This window comes from Polaribacter sp. YIW18, from assembly GCF_057219325.1.
The window spans coordinates 1-17,710 of record NZ_JBXVVE010000012.1; the positions used below are offsets into that span (position 1 = coordinate 1).

The window sequence follows — 17,710 nt, forward strand, 5'->3', positions numbered from 1 at the left end:
TCCAAAATTCTTTCGTAATTTGCATTTAAGTTGTTCATATTTAATGATTTGTGGTTAAATCAATTTACTGATTTTCAGTAATATGAGCAACTTTTTTATCTTAAATCATAATGCACAACGGGTTAATTTATATTCAAAATATCACTTAGTGTTTCACTATAAATTAAATAGAAAAGAACCAATAATGCAGGAATTTAAAAAAAGAATAAGAAAATAATATCATTTATTTTATGGATAAAATTTTTTCTGACACTTTCCCAAGAAGTGTGTAAGTTAAAAAACACCTACATTAAGTAATCACAAAAAAAACCTTTTTGAACAAGTCAAAAAGGTTTCCTATTTTTTATTAGAAAGTTTTTATCCGTTCATAGAAATTAAAAACTCATCATTATTTTTAGAGAATTTAATTCTTTCATTAATAAACTCCATAGCTTCAATTGGATTCATATCTGCTAGGTATTTACGCAACACCCACATTCTTTGCACCGTTTTTTCATCTAATAATAAATCATCACGTCTTGTAGAAGATTTTATCAAGTCGATAGCTGGGTAAATACGTCTGTTAGAAATATTTCTATCTAACTGTAATTCCATATTACCAGTACCTTTAAATTCTTCAAAAATAACTTCGTCCATTTTAGAACCTGTTTCTGTAAGTGCAGTTGCAATAATGGTTAAAGAACCACCACCTTCTATATTTCTTGCTGCACCAAAGAAGCGTTTTGGTTTGTGTAGCGCATTTGCATCTATACCACCAGAAAGAATTTTACCAGATGCAGGTGCAACTGTATTGTAAGCTCTTGCCAAACGTGTAATAGAGTCTAAAAGAATTACTACGTCATGTCCACATTCTACCAAACGTTTTGCTTTTTCTAAAACAATGTTTGCAACGCGTACATGTTTGTCTGCAGGTTCGTCAAAAGTAGAAGCTACAACTTCTCCACGAACACTTCTCTGCATATCGGTAACTTCTTCAGGTCTTTCATCTATTAATAAAACAATTTGGTATACTTCTGGATGATTATGTGCAATTGCTTTTGCAACATCCTTTAATAACATTGTTTTACCAGTTTTAGGCTGTGCTACAATCATACCACGTTGTCCTTTTCCTAAAGGAGAAAACAAATCGATTATTCTAGTAGATAAAGAGCTTCCTTTTTCTGCAAGATTAAATTTTTCTTGAGGAAATAAAGGTGTTAAATGCTCAAAAGAAACTCTATCTCTAACAATATTAGGATTTAGCCCATTAATTTTAGAAACTCTTATTAAAGGAAAATATTTTTCGCCCTCTTTTGGAGGTCTAACATTTCCTCTAACAGTATCTCCTGTTTTTAAACCAAATAATTTTATTTGAGATTGAGAAACATAGATATCATCTGGAGATGACAAATAATTATAATCAGAAGAACGTAAAAAACCATAACCATCTGGCATCATTTCTAATACACCTTCACTTTCTATAATTCCGTCAAACTCAAAATCTGGGTCTTTATATCTATTGTTAGATTTATTTCCTTTGTTAGAGTTATTTTTATCTCTATTTTGGTTATTGTTTTTGTGCTTATTGTGCTGTTGATTGTTGTTGTTTTTGCTGTTCTGTTGTTTGTTTTGTTGATTAGCAGGTTTTTGAGCTGGCTTATCTTCTTTAACACTGGTGGTTAATTCTGTTTTTACCTCTTTTTTAGGCTCTCTTTTTACAGGTGCTTTTCTTTGAGGTTTAGCAACAGGGTTTTTAGATTCCATAGCTGGTTTTTCGCTGCTTTTTTCATTAGTATCCTCGTTTGTTAGAGCCTTTTTAACAACGCGTTTTCTTTTTGGTTTTTCCTCTTTTTTAGCTTCATTTTTTGCAGGTGCAACAGCCATTTTTGCTTTGGCAGGATCTGCAGCTTGTGTATCTAAAATTTGATATACCAAATCTAATTTTTTTAATTGGCTAGTTTTTGTAAGACCAATATTTTTAGCAATACCTTGAAGTTCAGCAAGCGTTTTTGCTTTTAGTTCTGAGATTTCGAACATTATATATTTATTAAGTTATAAGTAATCTTATGTTATGTTAAGATTTATGTGTTTTTTGATAGATATTATTTTGTATAGTACTACAAAATAATTTTTGTGCGGTTTTATTATATAACAAAGATATACATTTTTTTTTAGTTCTTAGTTTTCTTTTTAAAAAAGAATGTTCTATTTTTGTATTACTAGAAATAACAAATGATACAAAGAATACAAAGCGTATATTTATTACTTGCTTCTGTAATCACAGGAGTTTTAATTTTTGTTTTTAATTTGTGGACATCTATTTCAAAAGATATTTTTGCAATAGACTTATTAAATAGAGAATCTTATTTATTAAAATCGATTCCAGTTTTATTTTTAGTATCGGCAATTTTAGCATTTGTAGCAATTTTTTTATATAAAAATAGAAAATTACAATTTGTTATAGGTCGTTTAGCAATTTTGGTAAACCTTATTTTATTAGGATTATTGATTTATGTATCTCTAACTCTACCTGGAGAAGTTTCTATTTCTGAGAAAGGTATTGGGATGTTTATACCAATTATAGCTATTTTGCTTATTGTTTTGGCAAATAAAGCTATTAAAAAGGATGAAGATCTTGTAAAATCTGTAGATAGATTGCGATAAAACTAACATCTTAGTATATTTAGTGCGAAAAAAACCGAGAATAGATATTCTCGGTTTTTTATTTTGCATCACTTTTAAAGAAAAAAACATAAATAAGCAGAATTTTTCTTTTTTAGTTTTTTACTTTTATATCAAACTAAAAAAACACCAAAAAAACACCTATTTTTAAAACCCTGATAAACAGGTTTTTATGAATTCCACATCCCTGAATTCAGGGATTGTAGGATCTAAAAATGTACTTTAAATTTGTAATATAAAAATGAAACAGAAAATATACGTTCACGTAGCTGATGACCATAAAATTTTAATAGAAGGCATTATAGCTGTAATAAATACGAATAAGAATATAGAAATTAGCGGATATTCTTTAACTGGGCAAAAAGTAATAGACTGGTTTAGTAATAATGAAAATAAAGCAGATGTTTTAATTTTAGATATTACAATGCCAGTTTTAGATGGTTTTGATGTTTTAAAACACTTTCAAAAGAAAAGAACAAAACCAAATATAATTATTTTATCTAGTTATGATGATGCTAAAATAGTACAAGAGGTTATAGACCTTGGAGCAAGTGGCTATATTTCTAAAAATAACGCAGGAGAGCATATTGTGAAAGCAATTTTAGCAGTAGCAAATGGAGATCAATACTTTAGTGATGATATAAAACAAATAATGATGACGGCACTCTTAGGAAACAAAGGTACAAGTGGTAATTTGCCAGAAAAGTATTTGTTTGATTCATTAACAACAACAGAAAAACAAGTGATGTCTTTAGTAGCAAAAGAATTAAGTACAGGTGAGATTGCAGAAAAAATGAAAATAAGTCATCATACTGTAGAATCACATAGAAAACAATTATTAAAAAAATTAGATGTAAAAAATTCAATAGGACTAGCAATGTATGCAGTAAAATATAAACTGGTATAATTATACCTTAAAATTTAAGTTTTAGATTTAAGAACTCTAACCCCTTTAAAAAACTTAAATATTCCCCCAATTAATAGTAGTTTTACTAGTATGCATTGCTTTTTTTATAAAAAAACAACCAATTTATATTAACCCTTTTTAACCCCATTATTATGAAAATTATTAAATTACTACCGTTATTTGTTGCAGCTACATTAATTTTAAGTTCTTGTTCTAGCAACGAAACATTATCAGAAGAACATGCAAAAAAAAATCTTTTAAAAACTTTTAAAGTAAAAAGAGATGCTACTGGTGCATATTTTTTAGATTTCGATTTAGAAAATAATGTAAGAACAGAAAAAGTTATAAATCACCTAACAAACACAAATGAGTTTCATTTATTTGAGTCTGATTATGCTATAAGCAGTAAAGTATCTGAAGAATTATTGATAGACGGTAATAAACTAAGTATTGGTTTTATAGACACTAATTTAGATCATAGATCTACAATTACAATAGAAGATGAAAATGTATCATCTATAAAAACAAGCGCAAAGTCCATTAGTATGTTAAAAGAGTACAGTGTTTCTAGTAATGATGATGGTACTTTTGATTTAGATTTTAAAGTAAATAGTCAAGTACATGTAGATTTTGTGTATAATGAAGAAAATAACATTTACGAAGTACATTTAGAAGAAGGGAAATCTTCTGGAGTAAATTTTACTAGAAATTTAGAAAAAGTAGATGGACAAACACTTAAAATTGATTTTGTAAACCACTTACCAACTACAAGTTCTAAAGGAACTTATGCAAGAGAGATGGAAACAAGAAGAAAGCCAAGAGTAATTATTGTAGATGGTTCTGATTTATAAAAATAAAACGTTGAAAAAGAAAAAGTTATTAGTTTTTCCTTTAATTTATTTTGCATTATGTCTTCATTTTAGTAATGCATCCCCCAAAATAAATTTATCTAAAGAAGTTTCAATTACTGAAGCTTCTTTAGTATTTATAATTAAAAGAGATTCTACTTTTCAACGGAGGTATGAAGTTATTTTAAATACGTATTCTAGGAGTAATTATACAGAAGCACTTTCAGAAATTTTAGAGTTAGAAGATAGTTACCAAAGTAAATTAGATTATAAGAATTTGTACCTACTTTATTCTTTAAAAGCTAATATTTATAATAAAACTAATAATCATTCTAGAGCTTTAGAAAATTTTAAGAAAGCTTTGAAAAACTTGTTAATTTTAAAGAATTCTAAAATCGAGAACAATCAAACAATAAAATTTAATAAAGAAATTGCAAAGACTTACCTAAGTATTGGTAGTTCTTTTTATAGAAACTCCAATAGAGATAGTGCAAAGTTTTATTATATAAAAGTAGACGGTTTTACAGATTTAAATAATGAAAACCAAGAGACAAAAGCATTATCTTATATTAATCTTTCAGGCATATATGAACAAGATTCTATTTTTGATAAAGCAATAAATTATGCAGAAAAAGCCATAGAAATTAATAGGAAAATAAATTTTAAATTAAATCAAGCAAGTGCAAAGAATAATTTAGGGAATATTTACTTGTCTATGGGAGATTTTGAAAAAGCTAAAGAAATTTATAATGAAGGAATCAATCTTATAAAAAATGATAAAAGCCCAAATGCAATCAGGTATAAAGCCAAACTATACTATAACTTAGCTTGGGCAATGCGAAATTTAAAAGATTACAAAGCTTATGATTTTCAGGAAATTTCTTATGAAATAGAAGATGGTATTAGAGATAAAGAAATAAAGCGAATGGTAGAGGAAATTACCACAAAAAATAATGTAGAAGACGTAAAAAGAATTGAAGAAAACAAACGCTTAATAGCACAAAGAACCTTTACAATTTATGGTATAGGTAGTTTTGTTATCATTATATCCTTATTGTACTTTTTAAATTTTTATAAACTAAAGCAAAAGAACTTAAGTTTAGAACTTTCTCAAACGCAATTGTTGCAAAATCAGAATATAGAAAAAATAAAATCTGAGTCGCAAATTAGAATTTTAAATGCAACCATCGATGGTAAAGAAACAGAACGTAAAGAAATAGCAGAAACCTTACATGATAGTGTAAGTGCGTTATTGTCTTCTGCTAATCTACATTTAATGGCTACAAATCAGTATTTTAATGGGAATACACCTTTAGAAATTTCAAAAACTCAAGAAATTATTAAAGAAGCTTCACAAAAAATTAGAGATTTATCCCATACTTTAGTATCCTCTGTATTATTAAAATTTGGTTTAAACTTTGCAGTTAAAGACTTGGCAGCTAAATACTCGAATTCTAATTTAAATATAGAAACAGAAACACATAACATTAGAAGGTATGAGCAAAATTTCGAAATAAAAATTTATAATATTATTCAGGAATTTTTAAATAATATTTTAAAACATAGCAAAGCAAAAAACACAGTAATAAAATTGCAAGAAAAAGAGGGGGCAATTGTTTTGCAAATATCAGATGATGGGGTTGGCTTTGATACTTCTAAAATAACCAATAAAGATGGTTTGGGTTTAAATCAAATAGAAGCAAGAATTCATGTTTTAAAAGGTAATTTTTCTATTGATTCTAAAATAGACAAGGGTACTTCAATTATTATAAAAGTTCCAGTTTTAGAAAGAACTACTGTTAACCACGTTTAGCCAATTCTATAATTTCTAAATTTTTTATTTCACCATTTTCAAGGCAAAAACGCAACATGGTTCTAATTTTATGAAATCCATGATTACCAGCTGCACCAGGATTTAAATGTAAAAGATTTAGTTTTTTATCAAATTGAACTTTTAAAATATGAGAATGACCTGCAATAAATATTTTAGGTGGTTTTTTTTGAATTTCTTCTCTAATTCTTTGATTGTATTTATTGGGGTAACCACCAATATGAGTCATCCAAACAGTAACATTTTCTAGTTCAAATTTATTGTCTAAAGGAAATTCTGCTCTCGCATCTTTATCATCTATATTACCGTAAACTGCTCTTATAGGTTTTAAATCTTTAATTGCGTCTGTAACAGACAAGTTACCAATATCTCCTGCATGCCATACTTCGTCTGCTTGTTTTACAAATTTTAAAATTTGCGCGTCTATAAAACTATGGGTGTCAGATAAAAGTAATATTTTTTTCATAAAAAAAAGATGAGAAAATTTTAATGGCTGTTAGGAGATCAAAAATACAAATAACAAAATAATTTCCGTAATTTTGGTACCTTCAAAAAAACAATTTACTTGAGGTATTTTATAGAACTTTCTTATAATGGAAAAAACTATCATGGTTGGCAAATACAACCAGATGCAATTTCTGTACAAGAAAAACTCAATTTTGCTGTAAGTACTATTTTGCAACAAAAAATAGAAGTTGTTGGGGCAGGTAGAACAGATACAGGTGTGCATGCATCGCAAATGTTTGCGCACTTTGACATAGATGAAAAATTAGAAGGAGATGTACCACACAAACTAAATTCTATTTTACCTAATGATATTGTAGTCTATGATGTTTTTTTAGTTGATGCTGAAAAACACGCACGGTTTAGTGCCGAAAGTAGAAGTTATGAGTATAGAATTTGGTCAGGCAGAAATCCTTTTTTATTAGATTTTTCTTGGCAAATACACTCGCAAAAGTTAGATATTGCAAAAATGAATGAAGCTGCTAAATTACTTTTAGAATATGAGAATTTTCAAACATTTTCTAAAGTAAAAACAGAAGTATATACATTTAATTGCAATGTAACAGAAGCTTATTGGAAACAAACAGACGACTTGTTAACTTTTTACATTTCTGCAAATAGATTTTTAAGAAATATGGTTAGGGCCATTGTAGGTACTCTAGTCGATGTTGGTTTGCACAAAGTATCTGTAGAAGATTTTAGACAAATAATAGAAAGTAAAAACAGGAGTAATGCAGGCTTATCTGTACCTGCAAAAGGCTTATTTTTAACAAACATAAAATATTAAGGTTTGGCAAATAAAACAGGAAATGCTTTTGATATGGATATCTTTTTAAGACTCATGAGTTTTGCAAAAAGATACAAACTTAATTTTTTTATAGCATCTATATCTACCATTTTATTAGCGGGTGTAGCTTTGTTAACGCCTATCATTTTAAAAGAAACAGTAGATTTATACATCACCAATAAAGATATAGAAGGTTTGGTAAAAAACATCCTTTTAATGTTGGGTGTTTTAATGTTAGAAGTAGTGTTAAGGTTTACCTTTATCTATTTTGCAAATTGGGTTGGGCAACACATTATTAGAGATATTAGAGCCAAAATATTTAGACATATTTTACAATTTAAAATGTCTTATTTTGATAAAAACTCAGTTGGTAAACTAGTTACAAGAGTAGTTTCTGATATAGAAACCATTGCTGCATTTTTTAGTTCTGGTGTTTTTACTATTGTAAGTGATGTGTTGCAAATGTTTGCAGTAATTATTGTAATGTTTGTAATTAGCTGGAAGTTGGCATTTATAGCCATAGCAGTTTTACCAATTTTAATTTATGCTACTAAAGTTTTTCAAAAAGCCATAAAAGCTACATTTCAAGAAGTTAGAAATCAAGTTGCTAACTTAAATGGTTTTGTGCAAGAGCGCGTAACAGGTATGAAAATTGTGCAGCTTTTTAACCGAGAAAATATTGAATACAATAATTTTAAGCAAATTAATAACAAACACAAAGAAGCCCATATAAAAACCATTTGGTACTTTTCTATTTTCTTCCCAGTTGCAGAAATTTTATCATCTATTGGTATTGGTTTAATAGTTTGGTTTGGTAGTAAACAAGTAATTGATGCTGCTGTACCAGGTCCAGGTACTGTAATGGCTTTTGTGCAAATGGCGCAAATGTTATTTAGACCTTTAAGGCAAATTGCAGATAAATTTAACCAGTTACAAATGGGAATTGTTTCTGGAGAACGTGTTTTTAAAATTATAGATACAGATAGTGCCATTTCTAAAGAAGGCACAATTATTGCCAATAACTTAAAAGGAAACATTAACTTTAAAGATGTTAGGTTTAGTTATGTAGAGGATGAAGAGGTTTTAAAAGGAATCAATTTAGAAGTAAAAAGTGGACAAACCATAGCTATTGTTGGTGCAACTGGCGCGGGTAAATCTACCATTATCAATTTAATAAATCGTTTTTATGAAATAGATGCTGGTACCATTTCTGTTGATAATGTTTCTATTGATAACTATAATTTACACAGTTTAAGAGATCAAGTGGCAATTGTTTTACAAGATGTTTTCTTGTTTTCAGATTCTATTTTGCATAATATTACTTTAAAAGATGATAGTATTTCTAAAGAAGAAGTAATTAAGGCTGCAAAACAAATTGGTATTCACGATTTTATTTTAACACTTCCTGGAGGATATGATTATAACGTGAAAGAACGTGGTGCAATGCTTTCTTCTGGACAAAGACAATTAATAGCTTTTTTAAGAGCGTATGTAAGCAAACCAAGTATTTTAATTTTAGATGAAGCTACATCTTCTGTAGATGCTCACGCAGAACAAATGATACAATACGCCACAGAAACTATTACTAAGGACAGAACATCCATTGTAATAGCACATAGATTAGCTACTATAAAAAAGGCTGATAAGATTATTGTAATGGACAAAGGGTTCATTGTAGAAGAAGGTACTCACTTAGAGCTGCTAGAAAAAGTAGATGGCTATTATAAAAATTTATACGACAAACAATTTAGTTTAGATGTTGCTTCTTAGCTACATTAAATCTTTTTTCAATTTCTCGTTTAATTCTGTAAAATTTTCATAGAGTACAAAACTACCGTCTTTAATGTAAGAAATTTCGCCAGTTTCCTCTGATACTAAAATACAAACAGCATCTGTTTTTTCTGAAACGCCAATGCCTGCTCTATGCCTTAAACCAAACCTTGCAGGTATTTTAGCACTATCAGAAATTGGTAAAACGACTCTTGTAGCTACAATATAATTATCTCTAATGATTATTGCACCATCATGTAAAGGACTATTTTTATAGAAAATACTTTCTAAAATAACCTCATTTACTTGGGCATTCATAGTATCTCCAGTATTAATTAAAAAGTCTAAATTATTCGTTCGTTCAATAACAATTAAAGCACCTGTTTTTGTTTTAGCCATTTTTTTACAAGCGTCTAAAATTATATCTGTATCAATTTCTGAGTTAATTTCTGTTTGTAAAAACTTTAGCTGTTTTAAAAAACTACGTTTATTAGTAAAGTTTGTGGTACCAATCATTAATAAAAATTTACGAATTTCTTGCTGAAAAACTATAATTAATGCTATAACACCACCAGAAAGTAAATAGCCTAAAATACCACTTAACATTTCCATTTTTAGTGCTTGTGTAATTTTCCAGATGAGAAAAATAAAACCAATCCCTATTACGATGTTTATGGCTACAGTACCTTTTAATAATTTGTAAATATAGTAGAGTAGTGTTGCTACTAACAAAATATCTAAAACATCTAATAAAGAAAATTCAATAAAATCGAACATAAAAAACAAACTGATTTTAGGCTAAAGTACTAATAAATTATGGATTACAATATCAATTATTTATTTCTGCATCCGATACTAGAAGTGGGTATTTTTCTCGAATCAATTTTAATTTTTCTTTAATTGCAATATTGCTATTATTGGAATTTTTTAAAATTTCTAGCAAGCTCTCGTAATTTTTCCTCTTTAATTTTACTGCTAATTTATTTCTTAAATGGAGTAGCTATATTTAAAATATCTAAAGTATTAACAATTATTAAAAAGATGCCAAGATTTTTAAGTTACAGAAAGTTGGCAAACAAGTTTAGCCCAGATTGAGCGGTTTGTTTGAGCTCTTTTGAGGAACGAAAAAAGCGAGTAGCGAAAGCTGGAAATGGCTTCTAACCTTTTACAAAGTTTAAAATAAAACTTGATTTACAATCTTTACAGCTTCAACAGCTTCTTTAACATCGTGCACACGTAAAATAGTTGCGCCATTTAAAAGTGCAATGGTGTTTGCAGATGTAGTGGCGTTTAAGGCTTCTTGTGCAGTAATATCTAGGGTTTTGTATAGCATAGATTTTCGAGAAATACCTGCTAAAATAGGTGCGTCTAAACTATTAAATAGGTTTAAGTTTTTAAGAATTTCAAAATTATGAGCTACGGTTTTACCAAAACCAAACCCCACATCTATAATTACATCATTTAATTTTAGTTGATGTAGTTTATTAATTTCTGCTGCAAAAAACGAGATAATTTCTTGCGTTACATTGTTGTAAACTGGGTTTTTTTGCATGTTTTGTGGTGTGCCCATCATGTGCATTAAAATATATGGTACTTGAAGACTAGCCACGGTTTCAAACATTTGGGTATCCATTTTACCACCAGAAATATCGTTTACAATAGCTGCACCAGCATCAATGGTTTCTTTGGCAATGTTGCTTCTAAAAGTATCTACAGAAATTATAATTTCTGGAAAGTTTTTAATTAATAAATTTATTACGGGTATAATTCTTTGCAACTCTTCTTGTTCAGAAATATGGGTTGCCCCTGGTCTAGAAGAATACGCGCCAACATCTATAAAAGTAGCACCTTCTTTTAGCATTTTTTCTGTCTGCTGTAAAATATCGCTTTCGTTTTTGTATTTACCACCATCAAAAAAAGAATCTGGGGTAATATTTAAAATACCCATTACTTTTGGGTTCGTCAAATCTACTAAGGTACCTCTGCAATTTATGGTCATTTTAACTTACTACTTTTTTAATTATATGTGTAATTTTAGGTGCTTTGTAATTGTGCATTTTTTCCATTAATTCGGTTACATTTTGACCAATTAATAAAAGTTCTTTGTTTGCTTTTTTTAAATAACCTTCTTCTACCATTTTGTCTAGCTGTTGTAAAGTAGCGTCAAAAAAGCCATTTACATTTAGCAAACCAATGGGTTTTTGTTCTATGTGTAATTGTCCTAAAGTTAGTACTTCAAAAAGTTCATCTAAAGTACCAAAACCTCCTGGTAAAGTAATATAACCATCTACTAATTTGCTCATAAATACTTTGCGTTCGCTCATATTTTTGCAAATATTCATATTTTTTACATCAACATGTATTACTTCTTCTTTTTGTAAAAGTTCTGGAATTACTCCAGTAACCTCGCCATTTTTAGCTAAAATGGTATCTGCTAAAACCCCCATCATTCCTATTTTTCCTCCACCATATACCAAACCAATGTTATTTTCGGTAAAATAATTTCCCAATGCAATAGCAGCTTCTTTATAAATAGGATTATAACCTAAACTTGAACCACAAAAAACAACAATTTTTTTCATTTTAGTCATATTCAATTATTTTAAAACTCCCTTTAAGAGTTTATAAATAGGTTGATAAATTCATGGTAAAAATAAAAGAAATGGTTGTAAGATTTACTATTTTTACCCAATTACTTTAAAAATTGAAGATGCAAGACACCTCAAAACAATATGATGCAGTTATCGAAGAATGCAGAAGCTTATTTATAAAAAAAATGTCTGATTATGGAAGTGCGTGGAGAATTTTACGTTTACCTTCTTTAACAGATCAAATTTTTATCAAGGCACAAAGAATTCGTCAACTCCAAGAAAATGAAGTTCGTAAGGTTGATGAAGGTGAAAAATCTGAATTTATTGGAATTATAAACTATTCAATTATGGCTTTAATTCAGTTAGAAAATGGGGTTGTAGAAAATCCTGATTTAACTACAGAACAAGCCACTGAGTTGTATGATAAACATGCAAAAATTACCAAAGAATTAATGCTAAATAAAAATCATGATTATGGTGAGGCTTGGAGAGATATGCGTGTATCTAGCCTAACAGACTTAATTTTGCAGAAATTATTACGGGTAAAACAAATTGAAGATAACAAAGGAAAAACGATAGTTTCTGAAGGAATTGACGCCAATTATCAAGATATGATTAATTATGCCGTTTTTGCGATGATTCATTTAGGGTAAAATAGTGTTTCAAAGTTTCAGGGTTTTTGAAGCAGTAGAGTAATAAAATTGTAAAACATCAGAACATATTAAAATGTTTCTGTTACTTCGAGTGATTTTCTGAAGTATGAAGAAAATTGTAGCGAGAAGTCTATAAGTTAAAATTATGAAAATACTAGTCCAAATATCAAGAATAATAGTAGGTGCCTTATTTATATTTTCGGGCTTTGTTAAATTGGTAGATCCAATTGGTTCTCAATACAAGTTTCAAGAATATTTTTCTGAATCGGTATTAAATATGGAATTTTTAGCTCCTTATGCATTGCCATTTGCAGTACTGTTAATTGTTGCAGAAATCTTATTAGGAGTTATGATTTTAATTGGCTACAAACCCAAATTTACAGTTTGGAGTTTGCTTATTTTAACTTTAGTATTCTTGTTTTTAACCTGGTATTCTGCCTTTTACAATAAAGTTACAGACTGTGGTTGTTTTGGTGATGCTATTAAATTAACACCTTGGGAAACCTTTTATAAAAACGTAATTTTAATTATTTTAATTATTCTTTTAGTTATTAAAGTTGATTTGATTGAACCTATTTTTAAAGGGAAAACCCCAAAATTAATTACCTTTTTATCTTTAGCAGTTTTCTTGTATATAGTACAACATGTGTTAACTCATTTGCCAATTATAGATTTTAGAGCGTATGCAGTTGGTAAAAACTTACAAGAAGGAATGCAATACCCAGAAGATGGTTCTATACCACCTGTACACGATTTTGTTTTAGAAGATACCCAACAAGATTTAGCTCCCATTCTTTTAGAAAAAGAAAAAGTAATGCTAGTTATTGTGTATAATTTAGACAAAGCAGATAAAAACGGATTTCCAGCTATAAAACAAATTGCTGAAAAAGCGACTCAAAAAGGATACAATGTGTATGGTGTTTCTGCTTCTTTTTCTGATGATTTAGAGTTGGCGAAAAAAGAATACAATTTGCCATTTGAGTTTTTGTTTTGCGATGAAACTACTTTAAAAACAATGATTAGAGCAAATCCGGGAGTAATAATTTTAAACAAAGGTACAGTTACCCAAAAGAAAAATTGGGTAGATGTAGAAGATTTAGAACTATAATGAAACAATTACTATTCGTTTTTATTGGTGGAGGTTTTGGTAGCGTTTTACGTTTTTTAATTGGTAAATGGTTAAATAATACAGAAAACGGAATACCTTATGGTACCTTTATTGCCAATATTTTAGGTAGCTTACTAATTGGAGTTGTTTTGGGTTATGCAGCCAAAAATGATGCTATTTCTCAAAATCAAACCTTGTTGTTGGCAACAGGTTTTTGTGGAGGTTTTACTACATTTTCAACTTTTGCCTATGAAAATCATGTATTTTTAAAATCTGGAGATTTTACCAGTTTTGCCATATACTCTATTGCAAGTTTTGTAATTGGTTTTTTAGCTGTTTTTGCTGGCATGTATTTGATAAAATTTATGTAATCTTACATCTGCTGGTTGAATCGCTTTCGAGATCTCATTTTAAATAAGAAACTTATCAACCAATTTGTAACGTATCAATCAAAAGTAAATTATGCAATCATTACCGTTAAAAACGGAAAAGTTAATGCAATTTCTCATGAAGTGATTGAGGGGTTAAATACTAGTTTAGATAAAGTTGAAAGAGAGTATAAAGTTGGTAAACAAGTTTAGCTCTGCTTGAAGTGGCATCCTTTTTCAATCAGTTCGAGTGATTACGCTTTTTAGTTTAATTGTATCCAGAACAAAAGAAAAAAGTTATAGCGGAAAGCAGAAAATAGCCTCAAAAAAAGTTTAATGTTTATCAAAAACTTTAATTCCAGCTTTTATATCTAAATCTAAATGATTTTTTCTGGGTGTTAAAGGGCAAGAATATTTATCGTTATAAGCACAATAAGGATTGTAGGTGTTGTTAAAGTTTAGCGTTATTGTGTTGTTTGAAATATCTGTGGTTTTTATATCCATGTAACGTCCACCTCCATAAGATTCGTTTCCGGAAGTGTTGTCTGTAAAAGGCAGAAAAAGGTAATCTTTATAGACTTCATCTTCTAGATTATCTTGATTTTGATAAATAGTTAATGTGCAATTTTTTCCTTTTAACGTAAAGGTTACAACGCCAAATTCTTTGTAAAGTGCTTTTCTGTCTGTAGTAGTTGGCATCTCAAAAACAGGCGTATTTTTAGCTCTCTTTAATTTGGCAGTTATGATATAAGTTGAATCTACAGGGAAAAAATCTAAACCTTTAAATTTTTTTAAATCCTTCTTTTTTAATGGCGATTTTGAGGCGTCTTTAAAGTACGCATTTTCTTTTTTTTGATATTCAGTTTCGCCAACCAAAGCTCTTTTGTCTCCAGAGTTACAGGAAAGAATTAAAAACAGCGAAATAAAAAGTAAGTATTTGTACATTTAAAGGTTTTAAAAATGTTGAAACCATTTTATACTTCCACAAGAAATTAAAAGAGTGGATTATAGCTAAAAAAATAAATTTAGTAATATAATAATATACTTTATTATTTTACTAAAACTCTCCAACCATAAAGGTCTTCTGCTTTGTTTGTTTGTATATCTGTAATAGCTTTCTTTAAAGTAGTTGCAAAAGGTTTTTGTAATTCCGGTAAATCATAATCTACACCTTTAAAACCAAAACCAGCAATTGGCGAAATTACTGCAGCAGTTCCTGCACCAAACATCTCTTTTAAACTTCCTGCTTGAGCAGCTGCAATGACTTCAGAAACAGAAATTTTACGAACTTCTACATCAATGTTTTTGTCTTTTGCAATTTGAATGATACTTTTTCTTGTAATGCCATCTAAAATTCTGTCACTTGTTGGACTCGTAATTAAAGTATCGTTAATTCTAACAAAAATATTCATAGCACCAGCTTCTTCAATATACTCATGTGTATTGTCATCTGTCCAAATTACTTGGTTGTATCCTTTATCAATGGCTAATTGAGTTGGATAAAACTGAGCAGCATAATTACCCCCAGCCTTTGCAAAGCCAACACCACCATTTGCAGCACGTGCATATTTTTCTTCAATTAAAACTTTTACTTTTCCAGCAAAGTAAGCTCCAGAAGGTGCTGTGCAAATACATAACTTATATGCGTCTGCAGGCGATGCATGAAAACCATTTCCAGATGCAAACATAAAAGGTCTTATGTATAAAGAACTACCTTCATTTGTTGGTATCCAAGCTTCATCAATCTTTAATAATGCTTTTAGTCCACTCATGAAAATTTCTTCAGGAATTTGAGGAATTACCAAACGCTCTGCAGATTTATTTAAACGTTTACAATTGTCTAGAGGTCTAAATAAAAGTGTATTTCCATCTGTGTCTTTATAGGCTTTCATACCCTCAAAAATAGACTGTCCATAATGAAAAATTTTTGCTGCAGGACTTAAAGAAATTGGTGCAAAAGGCTCTATAACTAAATCTTGCCATTTACCGTCTTTAAATGTACAAGTTAACATATGGTCAGAAAAAACACTTCCAAAAGGCAAATTATTAAAATCTACACTCTCTATTTTAGATTTTTCAATACGCTTTATTTGTATAGTAGAACTCATATTTTTGTCGATTATATTTCTATACAAATGTACATAATTTATTTATCTGATGTCATATAAAAAATCTAGTTTTCTTTATAAATTTCTTACATTTGTATGAAATAGTTAAATAAAAATAAGATGAAATTAGCCGTTAAATTCTGTGCTACGATACTTTTAGTTTTTACATCTTGTAAAGAAGCAAAAAAGGAAAATAATAAAGTAGAAACACCAAATATAGAGATTGCTTATACATCTTATGGAGATAAAATTTCTGAAAACAATGCTTTAACAAAAGAGCAAATGCTTACAAAATTTGAAACCATGAATGTTGGTGATACTGTAAACGTTAAATTTGCTTCTAATATTAAAGAAGTGTGTTCTAAAAAAGGTTGTTGGATGAAGTTGCCTTTGGTAGATGAAACAGAAACTATGGTGCGTTTTAAAGATTATGGTTTTTTTATGCCTCTAGATTCTCAAGGTAAACAGGTAATTGTAGAAGGTAAGGCATTTGTAAAAATTACACCTGTAGATGAGCTACAACATTATGCCGAAGATGCAGGAAAAAGTAAAGAAGAAATAGCCAAAATTACAGTGCCAAGAAAAGAGTTTGCTTTTGAAGCAAATGGTGTTTTAATAAAGAAATAATAAAGTTTTTTTAGTATTATTTTTTTATTTAGATCTAAAAGTAAGTCTATCAAAAAGGCTGTCATTACAAAAGGTAAAGTTTGTAAAATATCAAAAAAACAGCAGCTTTAACGCTTAAAATGTTTGATGTAATTTTAGAAAACAAAATATTAACCTTAGAAAGAAAAGACCCTTTGGTATAAAATATAATGTTGCTGTAAATAGTTGTATTTTTTGTCATAAAACAACATGTGTAGGGTCAATACCAATAATTAAAAAATCACTAATTCTATTATATTGAAAAGAGAAATTTTAATAACCTCAGATGGTTCTTCTACCATACATTTACCAGACTGGAATGAGCAGTATCACTCAAAAAACGGTTCAATTAACGAAACTTATCATGTTTTTATAAAGAGTGGTTTACAGCAAGTTGCTGCAGATAAAGTTGCTATTTTAGAAATTGGTTTTGGCACAGGTTTAAACTGTTTTATTACTTATTTAGAAGCTCAAAAAGAAATCGATTATGTGGGTGTAGAAGCTTACCCAGTTACTACAGAGGAAGTAGAAAAAATGAACTTTATTAAAGTTTTAAAAGCAGAAAAAGAGCAAGATGCTTTTTATAAAATTCACGAAGTTTCTTGGGAAGAAAAACAGCAAATTTCACTTCATTTTTCACTCACAAAAAGAAAACAATTTTTTGAAGATATAGAAGATGAAAATGTGTTTGATTTAATTTATTTTGATGCATTTGGTGCACGTGTACAACCCCAATTATGGACTGAAGAAATTTTCTTAAAAATGTTTAATGCTTTAAAAGAAAACGGTATTTTAGTAACGTATTCTGCAAAAGGAAGCGTTAGAAGAGCTATGCAGGCAGTAGGTTTTACAGTAGAGCGTTTGCCTGGTCCTCCAGGAAAAAGAGAAATGTTAAGAGCTAGAAAAATAACAACTCAAAATCCATAATT

At 29.1% G+C, this 17,710-nt stretch carries 19 protein-coding genes; 12 read left to right on the forward strand and 7 right to left on the reverse strand.

The window, feature by feature from the left end; translation table 11 throughout:
- Positions 1 to 357 precede the first annotated feature (357 nt).
- Positions 358 to 2,016: a transcription termination factor Rho gene (gene rho / locus AC2D6T_RS11030; protein WP_298949694.1), complete on the reverse strand. Its 1,659-nt coding sequence runs from the start codon at positions 2,014 to 2,016 to the stop codon at positions 358 to 360.
- Positions 2,017 to 2,211: 195 nt separating this feature from the next.
- Between rho and AC2D6T_RS11035 the strand changes: the two genes are divergently transcribed.
- The 4 genes from AC2D6T_RS11035 (at position 2,212) to AC2D6T_RS11050 (ending at position 6,229) form a co-directional block, all read left to right on the forward strand.
- Positions 2,212 to 2,643: a DUF4293 domain-containing protein gene (locus AC2D6T_RS11035; protein WP_484681531.1), complete on the forward strand. Its 432-nt coding sequence runs from the start codon at positions 2,212 to 2,214 to the stop codon at positions 2,641 to 2,643.
- A gap of 259 nt (positions 2,644 to 2,902) precedes the next feature.
- A complete protein-coding gene (locus AC2D6T_RS11040) occupies positions 2,903 to 3,568 on the forward strand; it encodes a response regulator (protein WP_484681532.1) in 666 nt (221 codons plus the stop codon).
- 152 nt (positions 3,569 to 3,720) lie between these two features.
- Positions 3,721 to 4,419 (forward strand): hypothetical protein, encoded by a 699-nt coding sequence (locus tag AC2D6T_RS11045; RefSeq protein ID WP_484681533.1) that lies wholly within the window; start codon positions 3,721 to 3,723, stop codon positions 4,417 to 4,419.
- 10 nt (positions 4,420 to 4,429) lie between these two features.
- Positions 4,430 to 6,229, forward strand: a complete 1,800-nt coding sequence (locus AC2D6T_RS11050) for a tetratricopeptide repeat-containing sensor histidine kinase (protein WP_484681534.1) — start codon at positions 4,430 to 4,432, stop codon at positions 6,227 to 6,229.
- Here AC2D6T_RS11050 and AC2D6T_RS11055 read toward each other — a convergent pair.
- The gene (locus AC2D6T_RS11055) at positions 6,216 to 6,713 is read right to left on the reverse strand and encodes a metallophosphoesterase family protein (protein WP_484681535.1); all 498 of its coding nucleotides are present in this window, start codon (positions 6,711 to 6,713) and stop codon (positions 6,216 to 6,218) included. The genes AC2D6T_RS11050 and AC2D6T_RS11055 overlap by 14 nt on opposite strands.
- Positions 6,714 to 6,812: 99 nt before the next feature.
- Here AC2D6T_RS11055 and truA point away from each other — a divergent pair, with 99 nt between their 5' ends.
- A complete protein-coding gene (gene truA, locus AC2D6T_RS11060; RefSeq protein WP_484681536.1) occupies positions 6,813 to 7,538 on the forward strand; it encodes a tRNA pseudouridine(38-40) synthase TruA in 726 nt (241 codons plus the stop codon).
- A gap of 3 nt (positions 7,539 to 7,541) precedes the next feature.
- Entirely contained in the window at positions 7,542 to 9,308 is a 1,767-nt protein-coding gene (locus AC2D6T_RS11065) for an ABC transporter ATP-binding protein (RefSeq protein ID WP_484681537.1), read from the forward strand.
- Here the strand turns inward: AC2D6T_RS11065 and cdaA are convergent, their stop codons facing one another.
- The 3 genes from cdaA to AC2D6T_RS11080 all read right to left on the reverse strand — a co-directional run bounded on the left by cdaA (position 9,309) and on the right by AC2D6T_RS11080 (position 11,890).
- A complete protein-coding gene (gene cdaA / locus AC2D6T_RS11070; protein ID WP_484681538.1) occupies positions 9,309 to 10,085 on the reverse strand; it encodes a diadenylate cyclase CdaA in 777 nt (258 codons plus the stop codon).
- 397 nt (positions 10,086 to 10,482) lie between these two features.
- Positions 10,483 to 11,307, reverse strand: coding sequence for a dihydropteroate synthase (gene folP, locus AC2D6T_RS11075; RefSeq protein ID WP_484681539.1), 825 nt, complete (start codon positions 11,305 to 11,307; stop codon positions 10,483 to 10,485).
- 1 nt (position 11,308) lies between these two features.
- Positions 11,309 to 11,890, reverse strand: coding sequence for an LOG family protein (locus AC2D6T_RS11080; protein ID WP_298949712.1), 582 nt, complete (start codon positions 11,888 to 11,890; stop codon positions 11,309 to 11,311).
- A 128-nt stretch (positions 11,891 to 12,018) separates the two neighbouring features.
- Here AC2D6T_RS11080 and AC2D6T_RS11085 point away from each other — a divergent pair, with 128 nt between their 5' ends.
- The 4 genes from AC2D6T_RS11085 (at position 12,019) to AC2D6T_RS11100 (ending at position 14,241) form a co-directional block, all read left to right on the forward strand.
- Positions 12,019 to 12,552 (forward strand): DUF1599 domain-containing protein, encoded by a 534-nt coding sequence (locus AC2D6T_RS11085; RefSeq protein ID WP_298949714.1) that lies wholly within the window; start codon positions 12,019 to 12,021, stop codon positions 12,550 to 12,552.
- Positions 12,553 to 12,697: 145 nt separating this feature from the next.
- Positions 12,698 to 13,660 carry a BT_3928 family protein gene (locus AC2D6T_RS11090; RefSeq protein ID WP_484681540.1) on the forward strand — a complete coding sequence of 321 codons (963 nt, stop codon included), beginning with the start codon at positions 12,698 to 12,700 and terminating at the stop codon, positions 13,658 to 13,660.
- Complete coding sequence (gene crcB, locus AC2D6T_RS11095; RefSeq protein ID WP_438989645.1) at positions 13,660 to 14,031, forward strand: fluoride efflux transporter CrcB; 372 nt, start codon at positions 13,660 to 13,662, stop codon at positions 14,029 to 14,031. The genes AC2D6T_RS11090 and crcB overlap by 1 nt, the downstream gene beginning before the upstream one ends.
- Before the next feature lie 15 nt (positions 14,032 to 14,046).
- Positions 14,047 to 14,241: a hypothetical protein gene (locus AC2D6T_RS11100; protein ID WP_484681541.1), complete on the forward strand. Its 195-nt coding sequence runs from the start codon at positions 14,047 to 14,049 to the stop codon at positions 14,239 to 14,241.
- A 120-nt stretch (positions 14,242 to 14,361) separates the two neighbouring features.
- On the opposite strand, the gene AC2D6T_RS11105 is transcribed toward AC2D6T_RS11100, so the two are convergent.
- The gene (locus tag AC2D6T_RS11105; protein ID WP_484681542.1) at positions 14,362 to 14,973 is read right to left on the reverse strand and encodes a DUF1684 domain-containing protein; all 612 of its coding nucleotides are present in this window, start codon (positions 14,971 to 14,973) and stop codon (positions 14,362 to 14,364) included.
- Between the two features lie 104 nt (positions 14,974 to 15,077).
- Positions 15,078 to 16,136: a branched-chain amino acid aminotransferase gene (locus AC2D6T_RS11110; protein ID WP_484681543.1), complete on the reverse strand. Its 1,059-nt coding sequence runs from the start codon at positions 16,134 to 16,136 to the stop codon at positions 15,078 to 15,080.
- Positions 16,137 to 16,256: 120 nt separating this feature from the next.
- On the opposite strand from AC2D6T_RS11110, the gene AC2D6T_RS11115 reads away from it, so the two are divergent.
- Both AC2D6T_RS11115 and mnmC2 read left to right on the forward strand, forming a co-directional pair.
- Positions 16,257 to 16,763: a DUF4920 domain-containing protein gene (locus tag AC2D6T_RS11115; RefSeq protein WP_438989652.1), complete on the forward strand. Its 507-nt coding sequence runs from the start codon at positions 16,257 to 16,259 to the stop codon at positions 16,761 to 16,763.
- Positions 16,764 to 17,039: 276 nt separating this feature from the next.
- Positions 17,040 to 17,708: a tRNA (5-methylaminomethyl-2-thiouridine)(34)-methyltransferase MnmC2 gene (gene mnmC2 / locus AC2D6T_RS11120; protein WP_484681544.1), complete on the forward strand. Its 669-nt coding sequence runs from the start codon at positions 17,040 to 17,042 to the stop codon at positions 17,706 to 17,708.
- The last annotated feature ends 2 nt before the right edge of the window (positions 17,709 to 17,710 follow it).